Source organism: Amaricoccus sp. W119, assembly GCF_047275745.1.
Classification (GTDB): Bacteria; Pseudomonadota; Alphaproteobacteria; order Rhodobacterales; family Rhodobacteraceae; genus Amaricoccus.
Map to the genome: position 1 here is coordinate 1 of NZ_JBKQWU010000059.1, position 19,966 is coordinate 19,966.

Annotated in this window: 15 protein-coding genes; 10 read left to right on the plus strand and 5 right to left on the minus strand. The window is 68.6% G+C overall.

The genetic code is table 11. From position 1 onward, the window contains the following. Nucleotides 1–186 precede the first annotated feature (186 nt). Nucleotides 187–693: a hypothetical protein gene (locus ACLJK8_RS18715; RefSeq protein WP_413151864.1), complete on the plus strand. Its 507-nt coding sequence runs from the start codon at nt 187–189 to the stop codon at nt 691–693. 77 nt (nt 694–770) lie between these two features. On the opposite strand, the gene ACLJK8_RS18720 is transcribed toward ACLJK8_RS18715, so the two are convergent. Continuing rightward, complete coding sequence (locus tag ACLJK8_RS18720; protein ID WP_413151865.1) at nt 771–1,802, minus strand: AraC family transcriptional regulator; 1,032 nt, start codon at nt 1,800–1,802, stop codon at nt 771–773. 312 nt (nt 1,803–2,114) lie between these two features. On the opposite strand from ACLJK8_RS18720, the gene ACLJK8_RS18725 reads away from it, so the two are divergent. The 7 genes from ACLJK8_RS18725 to ACLJK8_RS18755 all read left to right on the plus strand — a co-directional run bounded on the left by ACLJK8_RS18725 (nt 2,115) and on the right by ACLJK8_RS18755 (nt 11,759). Beyond that, entirely contained in the window at nt 2,115–3,278 is a 1,164-nt protein-coding gene (locus tag ACLJK8_RS18725; protein WP_413151866.1) for an isovaleryl-CoA dehydrogenase, read from the plus strand. A gap of 7 nt (nt 3,279–3,285) precedes the next feature. Further along, on the plus strand, nt 3,286–4,893 hold the full coding sequence (locus ACLJK8_RS18730; protein ID WP_413151867.1) for a carboxyl transferase domain-containing protein: 1,608 nt from the start codon (nt 3,286–3,288) through the stop codon (nt 4,891–4,893). Nucleotides 4,894–4,903: 10 nt separating this feature from the next. Next, entirely contained in the window at nt 4,904–6,892 is a 1,989-nt protein-coding gene (locus ACLJK8_RS18735; protein ID WP_413151868.1) for an acetyl/propionyl/methylcrotonyl-CoA carboxylase subunit alpha, read from the plus strand. Further along, nucleotides 6,885–7,760, plus strand: a complete 876-nt coding sequence (locus ACLJK8_RS18740; RefSeq protein ID WP_413151869.1) for a hydroxymethylglutaryl-CoA lyase — start codon at nt 6,885–6,887, stop codon at nt 7,758–7,760. The genes ACLJK8_RS18735 and ACLJK8_RS18740 overlap by 8 nt, the downstream gene beginning before the upstream one ends. Then, on the plus strand, nt 7,757–8,512 hold the full coding sequence (locus ACLJK8_RS18745; RefSeq protein ID WP_413151870.1) for an enoyl-CoA hydratase-related protein: 756 nt from the start codon (nt 7,757–7,759) through the stop codon (nt 8,510–8,512). Before ACLJK8_RS18740 ends, ACLJK8_RS18745 begins: the two co-directional genes overlap by 4 nt. Before the next feature lie 31 nt (nt 8,513–8,543). Further along, complete coding sequence (locus ACLJK8_RS18750) at nt 8,544–10,232, plus strand: AMP-binding protein (protein WP_413151871.1); 1,689 nt, start codon at nt 8,544–8,546, stop codon at nt 10,230–10,232. 159 nt (nt 10,233–10,391) lie between these two features. Continuing rightward, nucleotides 10,392–11,759, plus strand: a complete 1,368-nt coding sequence (locus tag ACLJK8_RS18755) for an MFS transporter (RefSeq protein WP_413151872.1) — start codon at nt 10,392–10,394, stop codon at nt 11,757–11,759. Between the two features lie 129 nt (nt 11,760–11,888). Here ACLJK8_RS18755 and ACLJK8_RS18760 read toward each other — a convergent pair whose 3' ends face one another. Then, complete coding sequence (locus tag ACLJK8_RS18760; RefSeq protein WP_413151873.1) at nt 11,889–15,362, minus strand: indolepyruvate ferredoxin oxidoreductase family protein; 3,474 nt, start codon at nt 15,360–15,362, stop codon at nt 11,889–11,891. Nucleotides 15,363–15,614: 252 nt separating this feature from the next. Here ACLJK8_RS18760 and ACLJK8_RS18765 point away from each other — a divergent pair, with 252 nt between their 5' ends. Beyond that, nucleotides 15,615–16,082, plus strand: a complete 468-nt coding sequence (locus ACLJK8_RS18765; RefSeq protein WP_413151874.1) for an Lrp/AsnC family transcriptional regulator — start codon at nt 15,615–15,617, stop codon at nt 16,080–16,082. Nucleotides 16,083–16,127: 45 nt separating this feature from the next. Here ACLJK8_RS18765 and ACLJK8_RS18770 read toward each other — a convergent pair whose 3' ends face one another. The 3 genes from ACLJK8_RS18770 to ACLJK8_RS18780 are packed head-to-tail and all read right to left on the minus strand — an operon-like array spanning nt 16,128 to nt 18,983. Then, nucleotides 16,128–16,340, minus strand: a complete 213-nt coding sequence (locus ACLJK8_RS18770) for an acyl carrier protein (protein ID WP_413151875.1) — start codon at nt 16,338–16,340, stop codon at nt 16,128–16,130. Between the two features lie 25 nt (nt 16,341–16,365). After that, on the minus strand, nt 16,366–18,354 hold the full coding sequence (locus ACLJK8_RS18775) for an HAD-IIIC family phosphatase (protein ID WP_413151876.1): 1,989 nt from the start codon (nt 18,352–18,354) through the stop codon (nt 16,366–16,368). Next, entirely contained in the window at nt 18,351–18,983 is a 633-nt protein-coding gene (locus tag ACLJK8_RS18780; RefSeq protein WP_413151877.1) for a serine O-acetyltransferase, read from the minus strand. Before ACLJK8_RS18780 ends, ACLJK8_RS18775 begins: the two co-directional genes overlap by 4 nt. Nucleotides 18,984–19,520: 537 nt before the next feature. Between ACLJK8_RS18780 and ACLJK8_RS18785 the strand changes: the two genes are divergently transcribed. After that, the coding region (locus ACLJK8_RS18785) for an FAD-dependent oxidoreductase (RefSeq protein ID WP_413151878.1) at nt 19,521–19,966 on the plus strand (446 nt) is incomplete at its 3' end.

Sequence of the window (19,966 nt, forward strand, 5' to 3'; positions counted from 1 at the left end):
GGGAGACCGTGATCGCGGGACGGCTCACCGCGCCGGGCGTGGGGTCCGGCGCCGAACCGCTCCGCTCGTCAGAAGGGACTGCCGATGACACGACTCTCTCCGCGATCCGCGATATGCCCGGCGGCGCGGTCGATTACGCCAGTTTCTATCCCGTGGGTTGCTGAAAGGACGAGCCTGCCGGCGGCGATGCTGGCGGCATTCGTCGTATCCGCGGCGCCGCATCCGGCCAGCGCCCAGTCGATCGCCGGCGAAGGCCCGTTCGCCGCGAATTTCGTCGGCTACGCGGAGGCCGAGGACGAGCCGCTTCAGGTCGGGCCGGACCGCTTCGTTGGCCTCACCAACTCGACGCTGACGGCGATGAACGCGGAAAATGCCGAGTATTTGCACAACCAGACCGGGCGCTGCGTCGGGACCTGGACGGTGGACAACGCATTGAAGACCTTCGAGCAGCATGTGAACTGCACCTATACCGACGCGGATGGCGATCAGATCTACGAGCAGGCGGATTTCGAGGCGCAGCCGCTCGGCGACACACCGGTCGGGACCGGCCGCTGGCTCGGCGGGTCCGGCAAATACGCGGGGCTGAGCGGCGTCTTCGAGATCCGCACCCGCACGCTCCGCTCGGCGCGCGCGGGGCTGGTGCAATACGTGGGCACCAAACAGGGCCAGTTCCGGCTCCCGGCGCCGGAGTGAATGCCGTTCGGAGCGCCTGTCCCGAGTGAGCAGATGGCGGTGAGCGCCGCCACGATGCGCGGAACGCGTCCGGATGCTTAACCCCTTCCGGGCGGCTGGATGACGCTTCGCCGGAACTCCGCTGGCGTGCGGCCGGTCCAGCCGCGGAACGCCCGCCCGAAGCTCGCCTCGTCGCCATAGCCGACGAGCCGGGCGACGCGTTTCAGCGGCAAGTCGCTTCGGCCGAGCAGGTCCTCGGCGCGCTTGCGCCGCGCCTCCGAGCGGAGCGCGATGAGCGAGGTTCCCTCCTCCCGCAGATGCCGCTGCAGGCTGCGTACGGAGATGTTGAGCCGCGCGGCCATCTCCGGCGTGTCGGCGGACCCGTTCGCCGCGATGAGCCGGATGATCCGCTGGGACAGCAGCCGGTCCTGGCGGTACTGCCGCGCCATGAGCCCGATCGGCCTGCCGAGCAGATGCCTGAGCGCGGCGTCGTCGCGCACGATCGGCAGACGCATGTAGCCCGCGTCGAAGCGGATGAGCGTCTCCGGCGCGTCTAAAGTGATCGGCCCGGGGAACATCCGGCCGTAGGCTTCGGCATGCGGCGGGGCTGGAAAGGGGAACTCCGTACCGGTCAGCGGTATCCGCGAGTCGATGAGCCAGCAGGCGACGCCGTGGAGATTGCGGAGCAGGCTCACGAGGCCGAACTCCCGCGAGACGCCGAGCGGCGCGCGTTCCCGGAGCGACACCACGCAATCGCCGGCCTCGATCCGGGGCGTCAGGCTCACGTCCTCGGTCAGCAGCCCGTGATGCCGGCACCAGCGCCTGAGCGCCACGTCGAGGGTCGGCGCGGTCAGCGACGCCCTGAGCAGCATGCCGTAGCTTCCCCAGGGCAGCCTTCGGGAGAACCAGCCGAGCGCCTCGTCGTCGAGTTCGCGCATCGCATGCGAGGAGAGGGCCTCGAAGGACCCGAGCGCGACCTGGCGCGCCGGATCGTGCGAGGCGATATCCTCCGGCGCGATGCCGGCGCGCAGCAGCGCCGGCCGACCGTCGAGTCCCCGGCGCATGTAGGCCGCGAGGATCGCCCGGACGAAGGCGGCGGGGACGCCGGGCCCTCCCTGAGGTTCGCGCATGGCTGGTCCTCGTGGCGCAAGCTTGGTGGCGCGATTTGCACAGGAATTGGCGGCGAATGCAATCGGAACAGAGGTAGTATCCCCATCAAGCGGAACCTATCGTGACGGAAAAGACAAGAAACGGGAGGAACTTTCGCAGATCGTCGTCGGTTCCCGGTCCAGTCCGGATGGCTGTGACATGGAAGGTCGACCGCCCGGACCGCCTTTTGGGGATCGGCGCGGCGAGGCCCGGCGGCACTCTGCGAACGAACCCGCGAACCCCAAAGCCGATCCCGCGTATCGCCCGGGCATCGGTCCAGCCAGGAGAGTGCAATGTTCGACGCCGTGATGAACTTCGGGCTCAGCGAGGAGATAGAGGCGCTGCGCGACATGGTCCGGCGTTTCGCGGCCGACGAGATCGCGCCTCGCGCCGCCGAGGTCGATGCGAAGAACGAGTTCCCCGCCGATCTCTGGCGGAAGTTCGGTGAGCTCGGCCTGCTCGGCATCACCGTGCCGGAGGAGGATGGTGGCGCCGGCATGGGCTATCTCGCGCATTGCGTCGCGATCGAGGAGATCAGCCGCGCCTCCGCCTCGGTCGGGCTCTCCTACGGCGCGCATTCGAACCTCTGCGTCAACCAGATGCGCCGCTGGGGCACGGCGGAGCAGAAGGCGAAATACCTGCCGAAGCTCATCTCGGGCGAGCATGTCGGCTCGCTCGCCATGTCGGAGCCCGGCGCGGGGTCCGATGTCGTCGGCATGCGGCTCCGCGCGGTGAAGCGCAACGACGGCTATGTGCTGAACGGCAACAAGATGTGGATCACCAACGGTCCCGACGCGAGCACGCTGATCGTCTATGCCAAGACCGACCCGGAGGCGGGCCCGCGCGGCATCACGGCGCTCATCATCGAGCGCGACATGGCCGGGTTCTCCACCGCGCAGAAGCTCGACAAGCTCGGGATGCGCGGCTCCAACACCTGCGAACTGGTATTCCAGGACTGCCTCGTGCCGTTCGAGAACGTGCTCGGCGAGGAGGGCAAGGGCGTCAACGTGCTGATGTCGGGGCTCGATTACGAGCGCGTGGTGCTCGCCGCCGGTCCGCTCGGCATCATGGCGGCGGCGATGGATATCGTCGTGCCCTACATCCATGAGCGCGAGCAGTTCGGCAAGCCGATCGGCACCTTCCAGCTGATGCAGGGCAAGATCGCCGACATGTACACGACGATGAACGCCTGCCGCGCCTATGTCTACGCGGTGGCGGCGGCCTGCGACCGGGGCGAGACCAGCCGGCAGGACAGCGCGGGCTGCATCCTCTACGCGGCCGAGAAGGCGACGCAGGTCGCGCTCGACTCGATCCAGTGCCTTGGCGGCAACGGCTACATCAACGAATTCGCCACCGGACGCCTCCTGCGCGACGCGAAGCTTTACGAGATCGGCGCGGGGACCTCGGAGATCCGGCGGATGCTGATCGGCCGCGAGATCTTCGAGCAGACGAAGTGAGGCGGCGATGACCCGGCTGACCAGCAAGCTCGCCCCGAACGGCCCGGATTTCCGCGCGAATGTCGCGCAGATGGAGGGCCTGCTCGCCGATTTCGGCGCGCTCGCCGACCGGACGATCCAGGGCGGCGACGAGAAGTCGCGCGCCCGCCATGTCGCCCGCGGCAAGCTCCTGCCGCGCGAGCGCGTCACCCGACTGCTCGATCCCGGGAGCCCCTTCCTCGAGATCGGCCTTTTCGCCGCGCACAAGGTCTATGAGAGCGAGATCCCGGCGGCGGGCGTCGTCGCGGGCATCGGCCGGGTCTCGGGCCGCGACTGCATGATCCTCTGCAACGATGCGACCGTGAAGGGCGGCACCTATTTCCCGCTCACGGTGAAGAAGCATCTCCGCGCGCAGGAGGTGGCGGAGGAGAACCGCCTGCCTTGCGTCTATCTCGTGGACTCGGGCGGCGCGAACCTGCCGAACCAGGACGAGGTCTTCCCCGACCGCGACCATTTCGGGCGGATCTTCTACAATCAGGCGCGGATGAGCGCCAAGGGGATCGCGCAGATCGCCGTCGTCATGGGCTCCTGCACGGCGGGCGGCGCCTATGTGCCGGCGATGAGCGACCAGACGATCATCGTCAAGGAACAGGGCACGATCTTCCTCGCGGGCCCGCCGCTCGTGAAGGCGGCGACCGGCGAGGTGGTCGATGCCGAGACGCTCGGCGGCGGTGACACGCATACGCGGCTCTCGGGCGTCGCCGACTATCTCGCCGAGAACGACGCCCATGCGCTCGCGCTCGCCCGGCAGGCGGTACGCAATCTCGGACTGCCGCCCGCGCCGTCGATCCCGGTCCGCGAGACCCAGGCGCCAGCGATGGACCCGAACGAGATCCTCGGCGTGGTTCCGGCGGATTCGAAGACGCCCTTCGACATCCGCGAGATCATCGGGCGGATCGTCGACGGCTCGGATTTCGAGGAATTCAAGGCGCGCTTCGGCACCACGCTCGTCTGCGGCTTCGCCCATATCGACGGGGTTCCGGTCGGGATCATCGCCAATAACGGCGTGCTCTTCTCCGAAAGCTCGCAGAAGGGCGCGCATTTCATCGAGCTCTGCTGCCAGCGCAAGACGCCGCTTCTGTTCCTGCAGAACATCACCGGCTTCATGGTCGGCTCGAAATACGAGGCGGGCGGGATCGCGCGCGATGGCGCGAAGCTCGTGAACGCGGTCTCCACCGCCGCGGTGCCGAAGGTCACGGTCATCGTCGGCGGCTCCTTCGGCGCGGGCAATTACGGCATGTGCGGCCGGGCCTTCGGGCCGCGGTTTCTCTGGATGTGGCCGAACGCGCGCATCTCGGTGATGGGCGGAGAACAGGCCGCGGGCGTGCTCGCGACCGTGCGCCGCGCCGCGATCGAGGCCCGGGGTGGCGCCTGGAGCACCGAGGACGAGGCCGCGTTTAAGCAGCCGGTGCTCGACCAGTTCGAGGAACAGTCGCATCCGCTCTATGCCTCGGCCCGGCTCTGGGACGACGGGATCATCGACCCGAGGACCACGCGCGACGTGGTGGCGCTCTCGCTCAGGGCGGCGCTGAACGCACCGGTGGAAGAGACGCGCTTCGGCGTGTTCCGGATGTAAGGGGGCGAAGATGTTCACGAAGATTCTCATCGCCAACCGGGGCGAAATCGCCTGCCGCGTCATCGAGACGGCCCGCAAGATGGGCATCGCCACCGTCGCGGTCTATTCCGACGCCGACGCCGAGGCGCGCCACCGCGTGCTCGCGGACGAGGCGGTCCATATCGGCCCGGCGCCGGTCTCCGAAAGCTACCTCAAGGGCGAGCGGATCATCGAGGCGGCCCGCGCCACGGGCGCCGAGGCGATCCATCCGGGCTACGGCTTTCTCTCGGAAAACCCCGAATTCGTCGAGGCGGTCGAGGCCGCGGGGCTCACCTTCATCGGCCCCTCCGCCGCGTCGATCCGTGCCATGGGGCTCAAGGACGCCGCCAAGGCGCTGATGGCCGAGGCGGGCGTCCCGGTCGTGCCCGGCTATCACGGCGAGCGGCAGGAGCCGGATTTCCTCGCCGCGGAGGCCGACAAGATCGGCTATCCGGTGCTGATCAAGGCCCGCGCGGGCGGCGGCGGCAAGGGGATGCGGCTGGTCGAGAAGCCCGGCGATTTCGCAGCCGCCCTCGAAGGCGCGCAGCGCGAGGGCAAGTCGAGTTTCGGCGATCCCGCGGTGCTGATCGAGAAGTACATCACCACGCCCCGGCATATCGAGGTGCAGGTCTTCGGTGATCGCCATGGCCGCGTCGTCCACCTCTGGGAGCGCGACTGCTCGCTGCAGCGCCGGCATCAGAAGGTGATCGAGGAAGCCCCGGCGCCGGGGATGCCGGCGGAGGTGCGCGCGGCGATGACCGACGCGGCGGTGCGCGCGGCGGAGGCGGTCGACTATTACAACGCCGGGACGATCGAGTTCATCGTGGACGGCTCCGGGCCGCTGCGCCCCGACGGGTTCTGGTTCATGGAGATGAACACCCGGCTCCAGGTCGAGCATCCGGTGACCGAGGCGATCACCGGTCTCGATCTGGTCGAATGGCAACTTCGCGTCGCCGCCGGCGAGCCGCTGCCGCTGGCGCAGGACGAGATCCCGCTCCTCGGCCATGCCTTCGAGGCGCGCATCTACGCCGAGGACCCGACGAAGGACTTTCTCCCCGCCCCCGGGCCACTTCTGCATGTCGCCTTCCCCGGGGGCGCGCGGATCGACACCGGTGTCGGCGGCGGCGACCGGATCAGCGCGCATTACGATCCGATGATCGCCAAGCTCACCACCCATGCCGGAAGCCGGACCGAGGCGCTGTTCCAGCTGCGCCAGGCGCTCGGGCGGACGCATATCGCAGGGACGGCGACGAACCTCGGCTTCCTGCAGGCGCTCTGCCTCGATCCCGATTTCGCGGCCGGGCGGATGGACACCGGGCTCATCGGGCGCAAGCAGGCGGCGCTGACCCATGTCGGCGCGCCCGATGACGCGACGGTGCTCTTCGCGGCGATGGCGGCGCTCGATCTCGATCCGGCGCGACCCTTCTTCGGCTTCCGGCTCTGGGGCTCGGCGAGCCGGCGGGTGGAGCTGATCGCCGATGGCGAGCTCGTTTCCCGCGACCTGCGCCTGCTCGGGCCGAACCGGATCGCGGTCGAGGAGGGCGACGGCTCGGTCGCCTTCGACGCGGTGAGCGTCGGCCCCGAGGGCATGCGCGCCCGTCTCGGCAGCCGCAACCTGCTGGCGCGGGTCGTGCGCGTCGGCAGCGCCGTCTCGGTCCTGCTCGACGGCCGCATCACCGATTTCTCGGTCATCGACCCGCTCGCGGTCGAGGCGACCGGCGGCGCGGCGGACAACCGGATCACCGCGCCGATGACCGGCCTTGTCCGTTCGGTGCCGGTCGAGGCGGGGTCGAGCGTCGCCAAGGGTGACATCCTCGTCGTGCTCGAGGCGATGAAGATGGAGCACAGCCTGCGTGCGCCTTCGGACGGCACAGTCGAGGCGGTGCATTGCGCGGTCGGCGACAATGTGGACGACGGCACGCTCCTCGTCGAATTCGCACCGGGCGAGCGCAAGCCCGAGGAGGAGGAGGCGCATGTCTGAGCACGTCACCGTCTACGAGGTCGGCCCGCGCGACGGGCTGCAGAACGAGCCCGCGATGGTGCCGACCGCCGACAAGATCGCGCTGATCGACCTCCTGTCGGCGACCGGCCTCACCCGGATCGAGGCGGCGAGCTTCGTCTCGCCGAAATGGGTGCCGCGGATGGCCGATGGCGCCGAGGTGATGGCGGGCATCCGGCGGGGGCCCGGCATCCGCTACGCCGCGCTGACGCCGAACATGAAGGGGTTCGAGGGCGCGCGCGCCGCCGGCGCCTCCGAGGTGGCGATCTTCGCCTCGGCCTCGGAAGGGTTCAGCCAGAAGAACATCAACTGCTCGATCGCCGAGAGCCTCGAACGTTTCGCGCCCGTCGCGGAGGCGGCGAAGGCGGCGGAGATCCCGCTCCGGGGCTATGTCTCCTGCGTCGTCGAATGTCCCTACGATGGCCCGATCGCGCCCGAGGCGGTGGAGCGCGTCACCGCCGCCCTGCTCGACATGGGCTGCTATGAGGTCTCGCTCGCGGACACGATCGGCCGGGCCCGGCCCGGGCAGGTGGACCGGATGCTCGCCCATGTGACGGCCGCCATCACCCCCGACCGGCTCGCCGGGCACTTCCACGACACCGGCGGCAACGCGCTCGCCAATGTCGAGGTCGCGCTCGGATACGGGCTCCGGACCTTCGACAGTGCCATCGGCGGGCTCGGCGGCTGCCCCTACGCGCCCGGTGCGAAGGGCAATGTCTCGACCCTGCCGCTTGTCCGGATGCTGGCCGCGGGCGGCTGGGAAACCGGGCTCGACATCGAGGCGCTGGAAAAGGCCGAGGCCTTCATGTTCGAGCGGGTCGCCGCCGCGCCGAAGGAGGAAGCCCGATGACCGAGACCATCCTGATCGCGACCGACGGTGAGGGCATCGCCACGGTCACGCTGAACCGGCCCGACAAGCACCATGCGATGAACGCGCGCATGATCGCGGAACTGACCGAAGCCGCGGCCGAACTCGGCGGCGACCCTGGCGTTCGCGCCGTCGTTCTCGCCTCCACCGGTCCCAGCTTCTGCGCGGGCGGCGATCTGGAGTGGATGCGGGCGCAGCAGGAGGCGGACCGCGCCGGCAAGATCGTCGAGGCGGGCAAGCTCTCGGCGATGCTCGCGGCACTCGACGCGCTGCCGAAACCGCTGATCGCCCGCGTTCAGGGCAATGTCTTCGGCGGCGGCGTCGGGCTCCTCGCGGTCTCGGACCTCGCGATCGCCGCCGAGGGGATCAGGATCGCCCTGACCGAGACGCGGCTCGGGCTCATCCCCGCCACCATCGGCCCCTTCGTCGTCGGGCGGATGGGACAGGGGTTCGCGCGGCAGGTGTTCTTCACCGGCAATACCTTCGGCCCGGACTTCGGCGTGCGCTCCGGGTTGATCCACGAGGTCTGCCCCGCCGAGGCGCTGGACGAACGTGTCGCGAAGCGAACCGCGGCGATCCTGAAGACCGCGCCCGGCGCGGTCGCCGCCGCCAAGGCGCTCTGCCTCGGGATAGGCACGGATCAGAAGGCCGATATCGCGCGATCGATCGAGGCGCTGGCCGATTGCTGGGAGAGCGACGAGGCGCAGGAGCGCATCCGCGCCTTCCTCGGCTGAACCATAGAAAACAGGGTCCCGGGAGGATCTCATGACCGACCTGAGCTACGTCTCCGGCATATCCGACACCCCGCTGCTCGGCCAGACCATCGGCCAGGCGCTGGACCGCGCCGCCGAGAAATGGGGCGGGCGCGAGGCACTGGTCTCGCCGTCGCAGGACGTGCGCTGGACCTGGGCCGAGTTGCGCGACCGGGCGGAGGCCTTCGCCGCCGGCCTGCTCGGCCTCGGTCTCGCACCGGGCGACCGGATCGGCATCTGGTCATTGAACCGCGCCGAATGGGCGCTGACGCAGTTCGCCGCCGCCAGGGCGGGGCTCGTGCTGGTGACGATCAACCCGGCCTATCGCCTCTCCGAGCTCGAATTCGCGCTCAACAAGGTGGGGTGCAAGGCGTTCGTCACCGCGACGGCGTTCAAGACCAGCGACTACATGGGGATGCTGACGACGCTCGCCCCAGAGCTTGCGACCGCGGCGCCCGGCAACCTGGTGGCGGAGCGGCTGCCGAAGCTCAGGACCGTGATCCAGATCGGCGGGCCGAAGGTCGAGGGCGCCATCGCCTTCGAGGACGTGGCGAGCCTCGGCGGACCCGCCGAACGGCAGCGGCTCGAAACCCTCGCCGGGACACTGCAATTCGACGATCCGATCAACATCCAGTTCACGAGCGGCACCACCGGTTCGCCGAAGGGCGTGACGCTCACCCACCACAACATCCTCAACAACGGCTATTTCGTCGGCCGCGCGCTGAAGCTCGGCGAAGAGGATCGGATCTGCGTGCCGGTGCCGCTCTATCACTGTTTCGGCATGGTGATGGGCAACCTCGCCGCGGTCACCAACGGCGCGACCATCGTCTATCCGGGCGAAGGTTTTGATCCACGCGTCACGCTGGAGACGGTGCAGGCCGAGCGTTGCACCGCGCTCTACGGCGTGCCGACCATGTTCATCGCCGAGCTTGACCACCCGGATTTCGAGAGTTTCGACCTCGGCTCGCTCCGGACCGGCATCATGGCAGGCTCGCCCTGCCCGATCGAGGTGATGAAGAAGGTGGTCGAGCGCATGAACATGCGCGATGTCACGATCGCCTATGGGATGACCGAGACGAGCCCGGTGAGTTTCCAGAGCGCGACCGATGATCCGCTGGAGGCCCGCGTCTCCACCGTCGGGCGCGTCCATCCGCATCTTGAGGTCAAGGTCGTCGATCTCGAAGGCCGGATCGTGCCGCGCGGCGAGCCGGGCGAGCTCTGCACCCGCGGCTATTCGGTGATGCGCGGCTACTGGGACGAGCCGGAGAAGACGGCCGAGGTGCTGGACGAGGCCGGCTGGATGCGCACCGGCGATCTCGCGAACCTCGACGCGCAGGGCTATTGCAACATCGTCGGCCGCATCAAGGACATGGTGATCCGGGGCGGCGAGAACCTCTATCCGCGCGAGATCGAGGAATTCCTCTTCACCCATCCCAAGGTCCAGTCGGTTCAGGTCTTCGGCGTCGCGGACCGGAAGTACGGCGAGGAGCTTTGCGCCTGGATCGTGGTCCGCGAGGGCGAGACGCTGGTGGAGGAGGAGGTGCGCGACTTCTGCGCCGGGCAGATCGCGCATCAGAAGATCCCGCGCTACGTCGAATTCGTCGAGGACTTCCCGATGACCGTCACCGGCAAGGCGCAGAAATTCCTCATGCGCAAGGATGTCGAGGAACGGCTCGGGCTCAGGGCCGAACGCACCGCCTGACGCGGGACCCCGCGGTCTCGGCCGGGGCGCCGGGAACCAGCGGGACGATTCACGAAAACCGACAGCTGACGAGAACGCCGAATGGCGAGTGCTTTCGCGCGCCGCGGGGCCGTGCCCGCTCGACGCGCGTGGACCAGTTCAACAAGGGAGGGAGAAACCATGCGAGACATCGATGTCCACAGGATCGTCGACGAGGCGAGGTTCAACGGTTACCACGGGGTCGTGCTGTTCTGGTGCGTCCTCATCCTGATCCTCGACGGCTACGATCTCGCCGTCGTCGGCGCGGCCATGCCCGCGATCATGGACGAGATGGGCGTGGACGCGGCGCAGGCGGGCTTCATGGCAAGCTCCGCGCTTTTCGGCATGATGTTCGGGGCGATCTCCCTCGGCACGCTCGCCGACCGGATCGGGCGCCGGATGGGGATATCGATCTGCGTCGCACTCTTCAGCGTCTTCACCGCCGCCTCCGGGCTCGCCGGTGACCCGATCACCTTCAGCGTCATGCGCTTCCTCGCCGGGCTCGGGATCGGTGGCGCGCTGCCGATCGTGACGGCGCAGATGGCCGAATTCGCGCCGGCGAAGCTGCGCGGGCGTCTCGTGACCCTCGCCTTCGCGGGCTATTCCATCGGCGGCATTCTCGTGGCGCTGACCGGCAAGCAGCTGATCGAGGCCTATGGCTGGCAATCGGTGTTCTTCGCGGCGCTGGCGCCCTTGGTCCTGATCCCGGTCATCCTGAAAACCATGCCGGAATCGATGCCGTATCTGATCCGCCAGGGCCGGGTCGACGAGGTGCGGCGAACCATCGGCAAGCTCGCGCCTGACGTTCCCCTCGCCCCCGATGCCCGTTTCACCCTGCCGAGCGCGGATCGCGCCACCAGCGCCCCCGTCGCGAAGCTCTTCGAAGGCGGCCGCGGCCTCAGCACGGTGATGATCTGGGTCGCCTTCTTCATGGGCCTCTTCATGGTCTATGCGCTCAGCTCCTGGCTCACGAAACTCATGGCGATGGCAGGCTACAGCCTCGGCTCGGCGCTGAACTTCGTCATCGTCTTCAATCTCGGCGCCATCATCGGCGCGGTCTCGGGCGGCTGGCTCGGCGACCGGTTCAACATCAAGACCGTGCTGATCCTGTTCTACGCCGCCGGCGCCGCCTCGCTGACGCTGATGGGGTATACGAAATCGACGGGGCTGCTCTTCGTCATCGTCTTCTTCGTCGGCGCCTCGACGCTCGGCACGCAGATCCTCGCCTATGCCTATGCCGGGTCGTTCTACCCGACCGCGATCCGCTCGACCGGCGTCGGTTTCGCCTCGGGGATCGGCCGTCTCGGCGCGATCGTCGGGCCGATCCTGATCGGCACGCTGGTGGCGCTGGAACTGCCGCTCGAGCAGAACTTCATGGCGATCGCCATCGCGGGAATGCTCGGCATGGCGGCGGTGCTGCTGATCGATCACCGGCTCGCCGCCTCGAACGCGGGGCGCGGCACGGGGCGCGACGCGGGGCCGGTCGGGCTCGAACCCTCGGCGCGATGACGAAGAACCCCGCGGGCGGGTCCGACCGCCCGCGGGGTTCCGATCCGCTGGATGATGCTGTTTCCGGCCGCGCGAGGCTCTCCGATCAGGAGAGCCCCGAAATCTGTCCGGGCGCCGGAGCGCCCCGGCTCATTCCGCCGCGTGCGCCGTCGGTCCCGCGGCCGGCTCGGCCCGCAGCGCATCGAGAAGTCCGGCCCGGCGGGTTTCCGCCTCGCGCATCGCCGCTTCCTTGACCGGGCCGAAGCCCCGGATCGCATCGGGCAGTGACAGGAGTTCGAGACAGAGGCCGAAGTTCTCGCCGTTCAAGCCTTCGAGGACGCGCGACACATCCGCCTCGTAGGACCTGATCAGCGCGCGCTCCGCCCGGCGCTCGGCGGTGTAGCCGAAGGGATCGAGCGGCGTGCCGCGCAGACCCTTCAGCTTCGCGAGCACCCCGAAGGCACTCAGCATCGAGGCCCCGAACTCGCGCTTTTTCGGACGGCCGTTCGCCGCGGTCCCCGGCAGGAACGGCGGGGCGAGGTTGAAGGACATCCGGAAGTCGCCATCGAACTCGGCCCCGAGCTGTTCGCGGAACTCGGGCCGGGCATAGAGACGCGCCACCTCGTATTCATCCTTGTAGGCGAGGACCTTGGCATGGTTATGCGTGACCGCGCGTACCAGCGCGTCCCGGTCGGCCGCCTGATGGGCGCCCGAGAGCCGGCTCTCCGCCGCCTTCGCGACCCGCGCCACGAGATCGCGGTAGCGGCGCGCGAGGCGTTTGCCCTGATACCGGGTAAGATGGCCCGCGCGATGCTCGATCAGCGCCTCGGTCGAGAGATCGGCAAGCGCCGGACGCGCCGGCGCGCTGATGCGCGCGGGATCATTGGCGAGCACGCGGCCCCAGCGGAACGCCTCGACATTGGCCTTCGCCGCGACGCCGTTGATCCCGATCGCCTCCTCGATGGACTCGGCGGCGAGCGGCACGAAGCCGAGCTGCCACGCATATCCGAGCATCATGATGTTCGCGCCGATCTCGTCGCCGGTCACGGCGCGGGTGATGGCGCCGAAATCATGGAAATGCTCACCGGAGCGCACGGCGTCCCGAACCACCTTCTCCACGCGCGCCTCGCGGAAATCGAAATCGCGCTTGCGCGTGAAATCCGAGACCGGCGTCACCTTCGCGTTCAGGACCGCGTGGGTGCGCGCCGGATCGCAGAGCCGGATGCCGTCCTTGCTCGCCGCGACCACGCTGTCGGCGGCGAGCAGCAGATCGGCCGTGCCGCTCGCGAGCCGGGGCGAGGTGACCGGCTCGCCGGCGTCGGCGATGCGGATATGGGAGAGCACCGCGCCGCCCTTCTGGGCGAGCCCTGCCATGTCGAGCAGCATCGGGTTCTTGCCCTCGACATGCGCCGCCATCGCGATCACCGCGCCGATCGTCAGAACCCCGGTGCCGCCGACGCCGGTGACGGCGATATTCCAGGTCCGGTCGAGCGCCGGAAGCTCCGGCACCGGCAGGTCGTCGATCGCGGGCAGCTCGGCCTTCGCGCCGCGCTGGAGCCTGCCGCCACGAACGGTGACGAAAGCGGGGCAGAAGCCCTTGAGACAGGAGAAATCCTTGTTGCAGGCCGACTGGTTGATCTGGCGCTTGCGGCCCATCTCGGTTTCCAGCGGATCGATCGCGATGCAGTTCGACTGCTCCGAACAATCGCCGCAGCCCTCGCAGACCTCCGGGTTGATCCAGACCCGCATGTCGGGGTCCTCCATCAGCCCGCGCTTGCGCCGGCGCCGCTTCTCCGCCGCGCAGGTCTGCACGAAGACGATCGCCGAGCAGCCGGGAACTTCGCGGATGGTCTCCATCACCGCGTCGATCTCGTCGCGGTGCCGGATGATCACCCCCGGGGCGAGCGCCTCGGCCGGATAGGCGTCGGGGCTTTCGGCCAGCAGATAGATCGGCGTGACACCCTCATGGTGGAGCTGATGCGTGACCCGCTCGGGGGTGAGCGGGCCGTCCACCGGCTGGCCGCCCGTCATCGCCACCGCGTCGTTGTAGAGCACCTTGTAGGTCACATTCGCCTTCGCCGCGACCGACTGGCGGATCGCGAGATGGCCCGAATGGAAGAAGGTCCCGTCGCCCATGTTGACGAACACATGCTTCTCATCGGTGTAGCGGCCAATCGCCGTCCAGGGCACGCCCTCGCCGCCCATATGCGTGAAGGTCTCGGTCCTGCGGTCCATCCACTGGACCATGAAATGGCAGCCGATGCCGGCGAGCGCGCGGGAGCCCTCGGGCACGCGCGTCGAGGTATTGTGCGGGCAGCCGGCGCAGTAGTGCGGCGTGCGGATCACGGGCGGGACATGATGCTCGGCAAGCCGTTCGCGCTCCTCGAAATAATGCAGCTTCTCGGTGATCCGCGCCCGCAGGCCCTCGTCGAAATCGAAGGTGAGCAGCCGCTCGGCGATGGCGCGGCCGACGGTCCCGACGGTCAGGCCCTTGGAATGCTTCAGGAACGGATGGTCCTGATGGTCGAACTTGCCGACGATGCGCGGCCGCACGTCCGGGCGCCAGTTGAAGAGCTGCTGCTTGATCTGGTTCTCGATGATCTCGCGGCGTTCCTCGACCACGAGCACTTCCTCGAGCCCTTCCGAGAAGTGCCGGATCCCCTCCGGCTCCAGCGGCCAGGGCATCCGCACCTTGTAGAGCCTGAGCCCGATCTCGCGCGCCTCCGCCTCGCCGATGCCGAGTTTCAGCAGCGCCTGGCGCACATCCTCGAAGGCCTTGCCGGAGCCGACGATGCCGAAACGCGCGCGCGGCGTGTCGAGCACCACCTCATCGACCCGGTTCGCGCGGGCGAAGGCGAGCGCGGCGTAGCCCTTGTGCTCCTGCAACCGCTCGTCCTGGACGAGCGGCGGATCGGGCCAGCGCAGGTTGAGCCCGCCGGGCGGCAGGTCGAATTCCGGGATCACGAACCGCCGCTCCTCGCCCGCGAGATCGACGACTGCGGTCGTCTCAACGGTATCGGAAATGAACTTCATGCCCACCCAGCAGCCGGAGAAGCGCGACATCGCGACGCCGAGCAGCCCGATCTCCACGAATTCATGGATCGAGGACGGATAGAGGCAGGGCATCAGCGCCGACATGAAGGCGTGATCGGACTGATGTGGGATGGAGGAGGACTTGCAGGTGTGGTCATCGCCCGCGAGCGCGAGCACGCCGCCGTGGCGCGAGGTGCCGGCGGCGTTGGCGTGTTTGAACACGTCGCCCGAGCGGTCGACGCCCGGACCCTTGCCGTACCAGATCCCGAGCACGCCGTCCTTGTTCGCGCCGGGCGAGAGCCCGACCTGCTGCGAGCCCCAGACGGCGGTCGCGGCGAGATCCTCGTTCACGCCGGGCTGGAAGGCGATGTCGAGCGGTTCGAGATGCGCGCGCGCCTTCATGAGCTGCTGGTCGTAGGCGCCGAGGGGCGAACCGCGGTACCCGCTGATGAAGGCCGCGGTATTGAGACCCTCGGCGCGGTCGCGTCGCATCTGGACCATGGGCAGACGGACCAGCGCCTGGATGCCGGTCATGTAGACCGCGCCCGATGTGGCGAGGTATGTGTCGTCCAGGGTGATCGCCTTGTTCATTCTGGACCTCCTGTGGCTTCCGGCGGACGAGACACGGCTCGCGCCCGGCTGCCCGCAGTATACTCCGGAAAAGCCGGGACGCGGTCGCGTTCCTGCGCGCGCTCATCGACTCTTGACGCGACAATGTCCTAAAATGATCGTCAGGAGCGCCGCTTTGTCACGTCGATGCTTTTGGTTCGGAACCAGCGTTCCAACGGGCCGCGAATCGCCGCGCGGTGGTCAGGGGCAGGAGTGTCAGCGAGGGAGGTTCGATTGGAAAGCATCCGGCTCGACGACGCGGACAGGCGAATCCTGCGGGAGATCCAGCGGGAACCGGAGCTCACGATGCGCGACCTCGCCGACCGGGTGGGGCTCAGCCACACGCCCTGCTGGCGGCGCTTGCGGCGCCTCGAGGAAGCCGGCGTCATCAGCGCGAAACGCCACGTCGTCGACGCCAAGGCCGCCGGATTCCACGTCACGGTGTTCTGTTTCGTGAAGATCAAGGAGCACCGGCGCGAGAAGCTGCGCGAGTTCGAGGCCGCCGCGCGCAAGGTCCCGGAGATCATCCAGTGCTTCTCGATCAGCGGAGAATACGACTACGTGCTGCAGGTCATCGCGCATGGCGTCGACGAATACGAACAGACGGTCAAGGACTCGATCGTCGAACTGCCGAACATCCTGTCGATCAATACGAGCTTCACCCTGAACCGGATCAAGTCGACCCTGCTCGTACCGATCTGAGCGGCCGGCGAACCGAAGGTCCGGCGCGCGATTCCGACCGCGGTCTCAGACCCGGCGTTCGATCACCTCGATGAGGTCGCCGACGCATTTCAGCCCCGCGATGTCGCGGGTGCTGAAACGGATACCGAACTCGTCCTCGGTGGCATAGATCAGCGTGATATGGGTGACCGAGTCCCAGGCCCGCACGTCGTCGGCGGTCATTTCCGGCCTGAGGACGAGATCCTCGTCACCAAAGGTGGCCCGGAACACTTCGGTCAATCGTTCGACAACATCGGACACTGCGTCACCCTTGATGCCAGGAAACTTCGATCGGAACGTCGGGGGAGAGGAGCGCGCCGGGCGCCGCGGTCCAGCGCACGGCGCCGTCGGACTCGCGGCTCTCGTCGCCGAAGCCGAGACGGGGGTAGAGATCGGCGACCATGCCGTTGCGCTCGGTCGGGATGTAGAGACCCTCGACACGGACGCAGCCCGCAGCCCACGCGAGACGCGCCAGTTCGGCGACCACGACGGCCTCCATGCCGCGGCCGAGCACGCGGCAGCTCATGAGCAGCGTATCGATCTCCAGCACGCGCCCGTCGGGCGCGTCCCGCTCGATGCCGATGGCTACCGAGATCAGTCCGTGGTCGGCGAACCGGTCGGCGAGGCGGGCCCAGATCCCGTGAGTGCCGGGACGCGCCAGCAGTTCCTCGACCGCGGCGACGGTGCGCCTCCGGGTCGTCAGGTTGAACTGGTTCGTCTTGTTCATGAGCTGGACCACCCGGCTCATGTTGAGTGCGTCGATCCGGCCGAAGAGCGCCCGCATGCCGAGCCCCGCCTGGTATTCCTCGATTGATCCGGCGGAGGCCTGAAGCGCGAGCGCGTTCGCCCGGGCGCGATACTGCTCGGCCCGCGCCCGGTCGTTCGCGGTGAAGGCCGAGGGTTCGAAATAGGGATATTCCTCGATCGCGCGGCGGAACCCGGTCGGGTCCTCCGGCATGAGCGGCACATCGACCTCGGGCAGCGCCCGGCGCACCTCGGCGCGCTCGTAGGGGTTGTCGTCGAGGAAGGTGAGCGAGTCGAGGCCGAGGTCGAGGGTCGCCGCGATCGCGCGCAGATTCGCCGATTTCGGCTCCCAGTTCGCCACGAAGGCGGCGAAATCGTCCTCGCGCAGCACCATTTCGGGATGGTCGCGAAAGGCCGCCCGCGCCACCGCCTCGTCGTTCTTGGAGCAGACCGCGAGCAGGATGCCCCGGCCCTTCAGCTCCCTCAGGGCGAGCTGGAAATCGACGAAGGCCTCGCCGTCGGGACCGTCGCCGAGCACGATGCCCTCCACCCCGTCGTCGCCGATCACGCCGCCCCAGAGCGTGTTGTCGAGATCGAGCACGAGGCAGCGGCGCGAGAAGCCGACCCGCGCGGCCAGCACGGCGGCGGTATGGCGGGCGAGGAGCGGCAGGGCCTCGGGACCATAGGGCATTTTCGCCATGTACCAGCCGCGGTCGTCGAAGAAGGCCCCGGCGCCGAGCCGTCCGGCGAGCGCCTGGACGCTGATGAAGCCGACATCCTGCTCGGTCGCGAGACCTGCGAGCCGCCGGTTGATCCGCGCCGTGACGGTCCGCCGCGATCCCGCGAGGCCGGTGGCGTAATGCCCGAGCGGATCGCTCCCCGGGGTTGCGAAACCGTGCTGGATGATGATCGGCGAGGCATTCGCCCGCAACGCGCGCCAGACGCCCGCCCAGCGTTCGACCGCCGCCTCGGTATCGGTGTCGGGCGTGTCCGAGAACGGCTCCAGCCCGAGCGCGCGATGATCCGGCGCGAGGATGACGACATCGGGCCGGCTGGCATGGAGCGGGGAACCCGGATCGAGCGTGGCGTTGAAGTACTGCCCGAAATCCGGCTCCTCGATCTCGAGGGCGAGCCCGAGGCGCGCGGCGGCGAGACGGAGCAGCGCGCCGAAGGTGCGCGTCGTCCAGGTCCCGACCAGCGCGACCCTGAGCCGGCGCCGTATCCGGGGCCAGGTCTCCGGGGGGCAGCGGTCGAGGATGCTGACCGCCGACCACCAGGTCCTGAAGCTCGGCGCCGCGTCGGCCACCGGCATCAGCCAGGCGGCCGCCGCCTCGGGCCGGCCAGCCTCCAGATGCGCGCGGGCGAGGCGGACGCAGAGGCCGCCGCGGGGAATCTCGCTCATCCGCGCGGCTTCCTCATAGGCCGAGGCGGCCTCGTCGTAGCGATGCTCCGCGAAGAAGCGGTTCCCGGTCTCCTTCAGCTCCGCGAGGGAGGAGGCGCGCGGATTCATGCGTTGCCCGCCCGCGCCGCCGTGGCCGGTTCCGTCGACGCGGCCCTGGGCGGGGGCGCCATGATCCGGGGCGGTGGCATCGCCACCACGCTGCCGGCGGGGACGTTCATCATCACGACGGCGTTCGACGCGATCTTCACATCGTCGCCGATCGAAACCGTGCCCGCTATGATCGCGCCGGCGCCGACCTCGACCCGGTTGCCGAGCGTCGGCACGTTGCCGAGCCCGCGTTGCCCCGCGAAGCCGATCGTGACGCCCTGGCGGATGATGCAATCGTCGCCGATTCGCGCGCGGGAGTGGATGATGATGGCGCTGTGGTTCGCGATCTTGAGCCGGCGCCCGATCGTCGCGCTGGAATAGAGCGAGATGCCGAAGCAGTTCCGGATGAAATAGGCGGGAATGGCGAGCACCCGGCGCAGGATCGCCCGCGGCAGCCTCGGCCGCCCGTTGAGCCAGACGCCGCAGCGATAGACGGCGAGCGCGAGAAACCCCGGCGTCAGGACGGTGATCTCGCGCGTCGTCGAATGGATCGCGTAATCCTCCTTCAGAAGGCCCCACAACTCCCCGAAGGTGTCGATCGTCGGAAGCGCGCGCGCGACCGGGGCGTCGTGCCCCGTCGTATCCTTCATCCCAATACCCACCACGATGACGCCAAGCGGCATTCACCTCGCAGCTAACTGGCAAGCCCGCGACGATGCAAGCGTTCCGGGGCGGTATGGTGTCCCGCCGCCGGCGCGGCGCCGAAGACCGCCGGTGACATGCCCCCGATGCCATGCGCCGATGCCCGAAAAAGCGGCGCCTGACCCCGAATCCGCCCGTTTTTCGTTCGCGGAGAGTTGAAGCCGTGATCCGTTACCTGCCGGGTGGGCGGCGGGTGTTTCCGCCGACGTTCCCCACGGGATGTCGGCGCGGGTACCGCCGGTACCTCGCCGGGTCGCCTCCGGGCGGTATCCCGGCGGTGCGAATCCGCTGCCGCTTCCTCGCTCCGGTCGCTTGACCCGATGTTAGCAGGGAGCGGGTTCGATTCCCAGCGCCGGAACGAATGTGTCCTCGCGGTCCTCCGGTCCCGAGCGTGACGCGAGGATACAGTGGTTTCGATGCATGCGTACATGACGGATCGGCGCTTCGCTGGCATGAAGGGGGGATCATGCTCATGGAGGTTAGCCATGACGCATTTCTCCTTCGCCCAGGTGATCCGGGGCGCGCTGACCGGCCAGAAGAACTGGACGCCGCAGTGGCCCGACCGCGAGCCGAAGGCGGCCTATGACGTGGTGATCGTCGGTGCCGGCGGGCATGGGCTCGGCGCCGCCTACTACCTCGCGAAGGAGCACGGGATCACCAATGTCGCGGTGATCGACAAGGGCTGGCTCGGCGGCGGCAACACCGGGCGCAACACCACGATCATCCGCTCGAACTACCTCTACGACGAAAGCGCCCGGCTCTACGACCACGCCCTCGACCTGTGGGAGAACCTGTCGCAGGACCTGAACTACAACGTCATGTATTCGAAGCGCGGCGTGCTCATGCTCGCCCACAACGTCCACGACGTTCAGTCCTTCCAGCGGCATGTGCATTCCAACCGCCTGAACGGCGTCGACAACGTCTGGCTGTC

Bases quoted from the DNA above. Each gene is read 5' to 3' on its own strand.
- ACLJK8_RS18715 (WP_413151864.1), top strand. From the start codon at position 187: ATGCTGGCGGCATTCGTCGTATCCGCGGCGCCGCATCCGGCCAGCGCC.
- ACLJK8_RS18720 (WP_413151865.1), bottom strand. From the start codon at position 1,802: ATGCGCGAACCTCAGGGAGGGCCCGGCGTCCCCGCCGCCTTCGTCCGG.
- ACLJK8_RS18725 (WP_413151866.1), top strand. From the start codon at position 2,115: ATGTTCGACGCCGTGATGAACTTCGGGCTCAGCGAGGAGATAGAGGCG.
- ACLJK8_RS18730 (WP_413151867.1), top strand. From the start codon at position 3,286: ATGACCCGGCTGACCAGCAAGCTCGCCCCGAACGGCCCGGATTTCCGC.
- ACLJK8_RS18735 (WP_413151868.1), top strand. From the start codon at position 4,904: ATGTTCACGAAGATTCTCATCGCCAACCGGGGCGAAATCGCCTGCCGC.
- ACLJK8_RS18740 (WP_413151869.1), top strand. From the start codon at position 6,885: ATGTCTGAGCACGTCACCGTCTACGAGGTCGGCCCGCGCGACGGGCTG.
- ACLJK8_RS18745 (WP_413151870.1), top strand. From the start codon at position 7,757: ATGACCGAGACCATCCTGATCGCGACCGACGGTGAGGGCATCGCCACG.
- ACLJK8_RS18750 (WP_413151871.1), top strand. From the start codon at position 8,544: ATGACCGACCTGAGCTACGTCTCCGGCATATCCGACACCCCGCTGCTC.
- ACLJK8_RS18755 (WP_413151872.1), top strand. From the start codon at position 10,392: ATGCGAGACATCGATGTCCACAGGATCGTCGACGAGGCGAGGTTCAAC.
- ACLJK8_RS18760 (WP_413151873.1), bottom strand. From the start codon at position 15,362: ATGAACAAGGCGATCACCCTGGACGACACATACCTCGCCACATCGGGC.
- ACLJK8_RS18775 (WP_413151876.1), bottom strand. From the start codon at position 18,354: ATGAATCCGCGCGCCTCCTCCCTCGCGGAGCTGAAGGAGACCGGGAAC.
- ACLJK8_RS18780 (WP_413151877.1), bottom strand. From the start codon at position 18,983: ATGAAGGATACGACGGGGCACGACGCCCCGGTCGCGCGCGCGCTTCCG.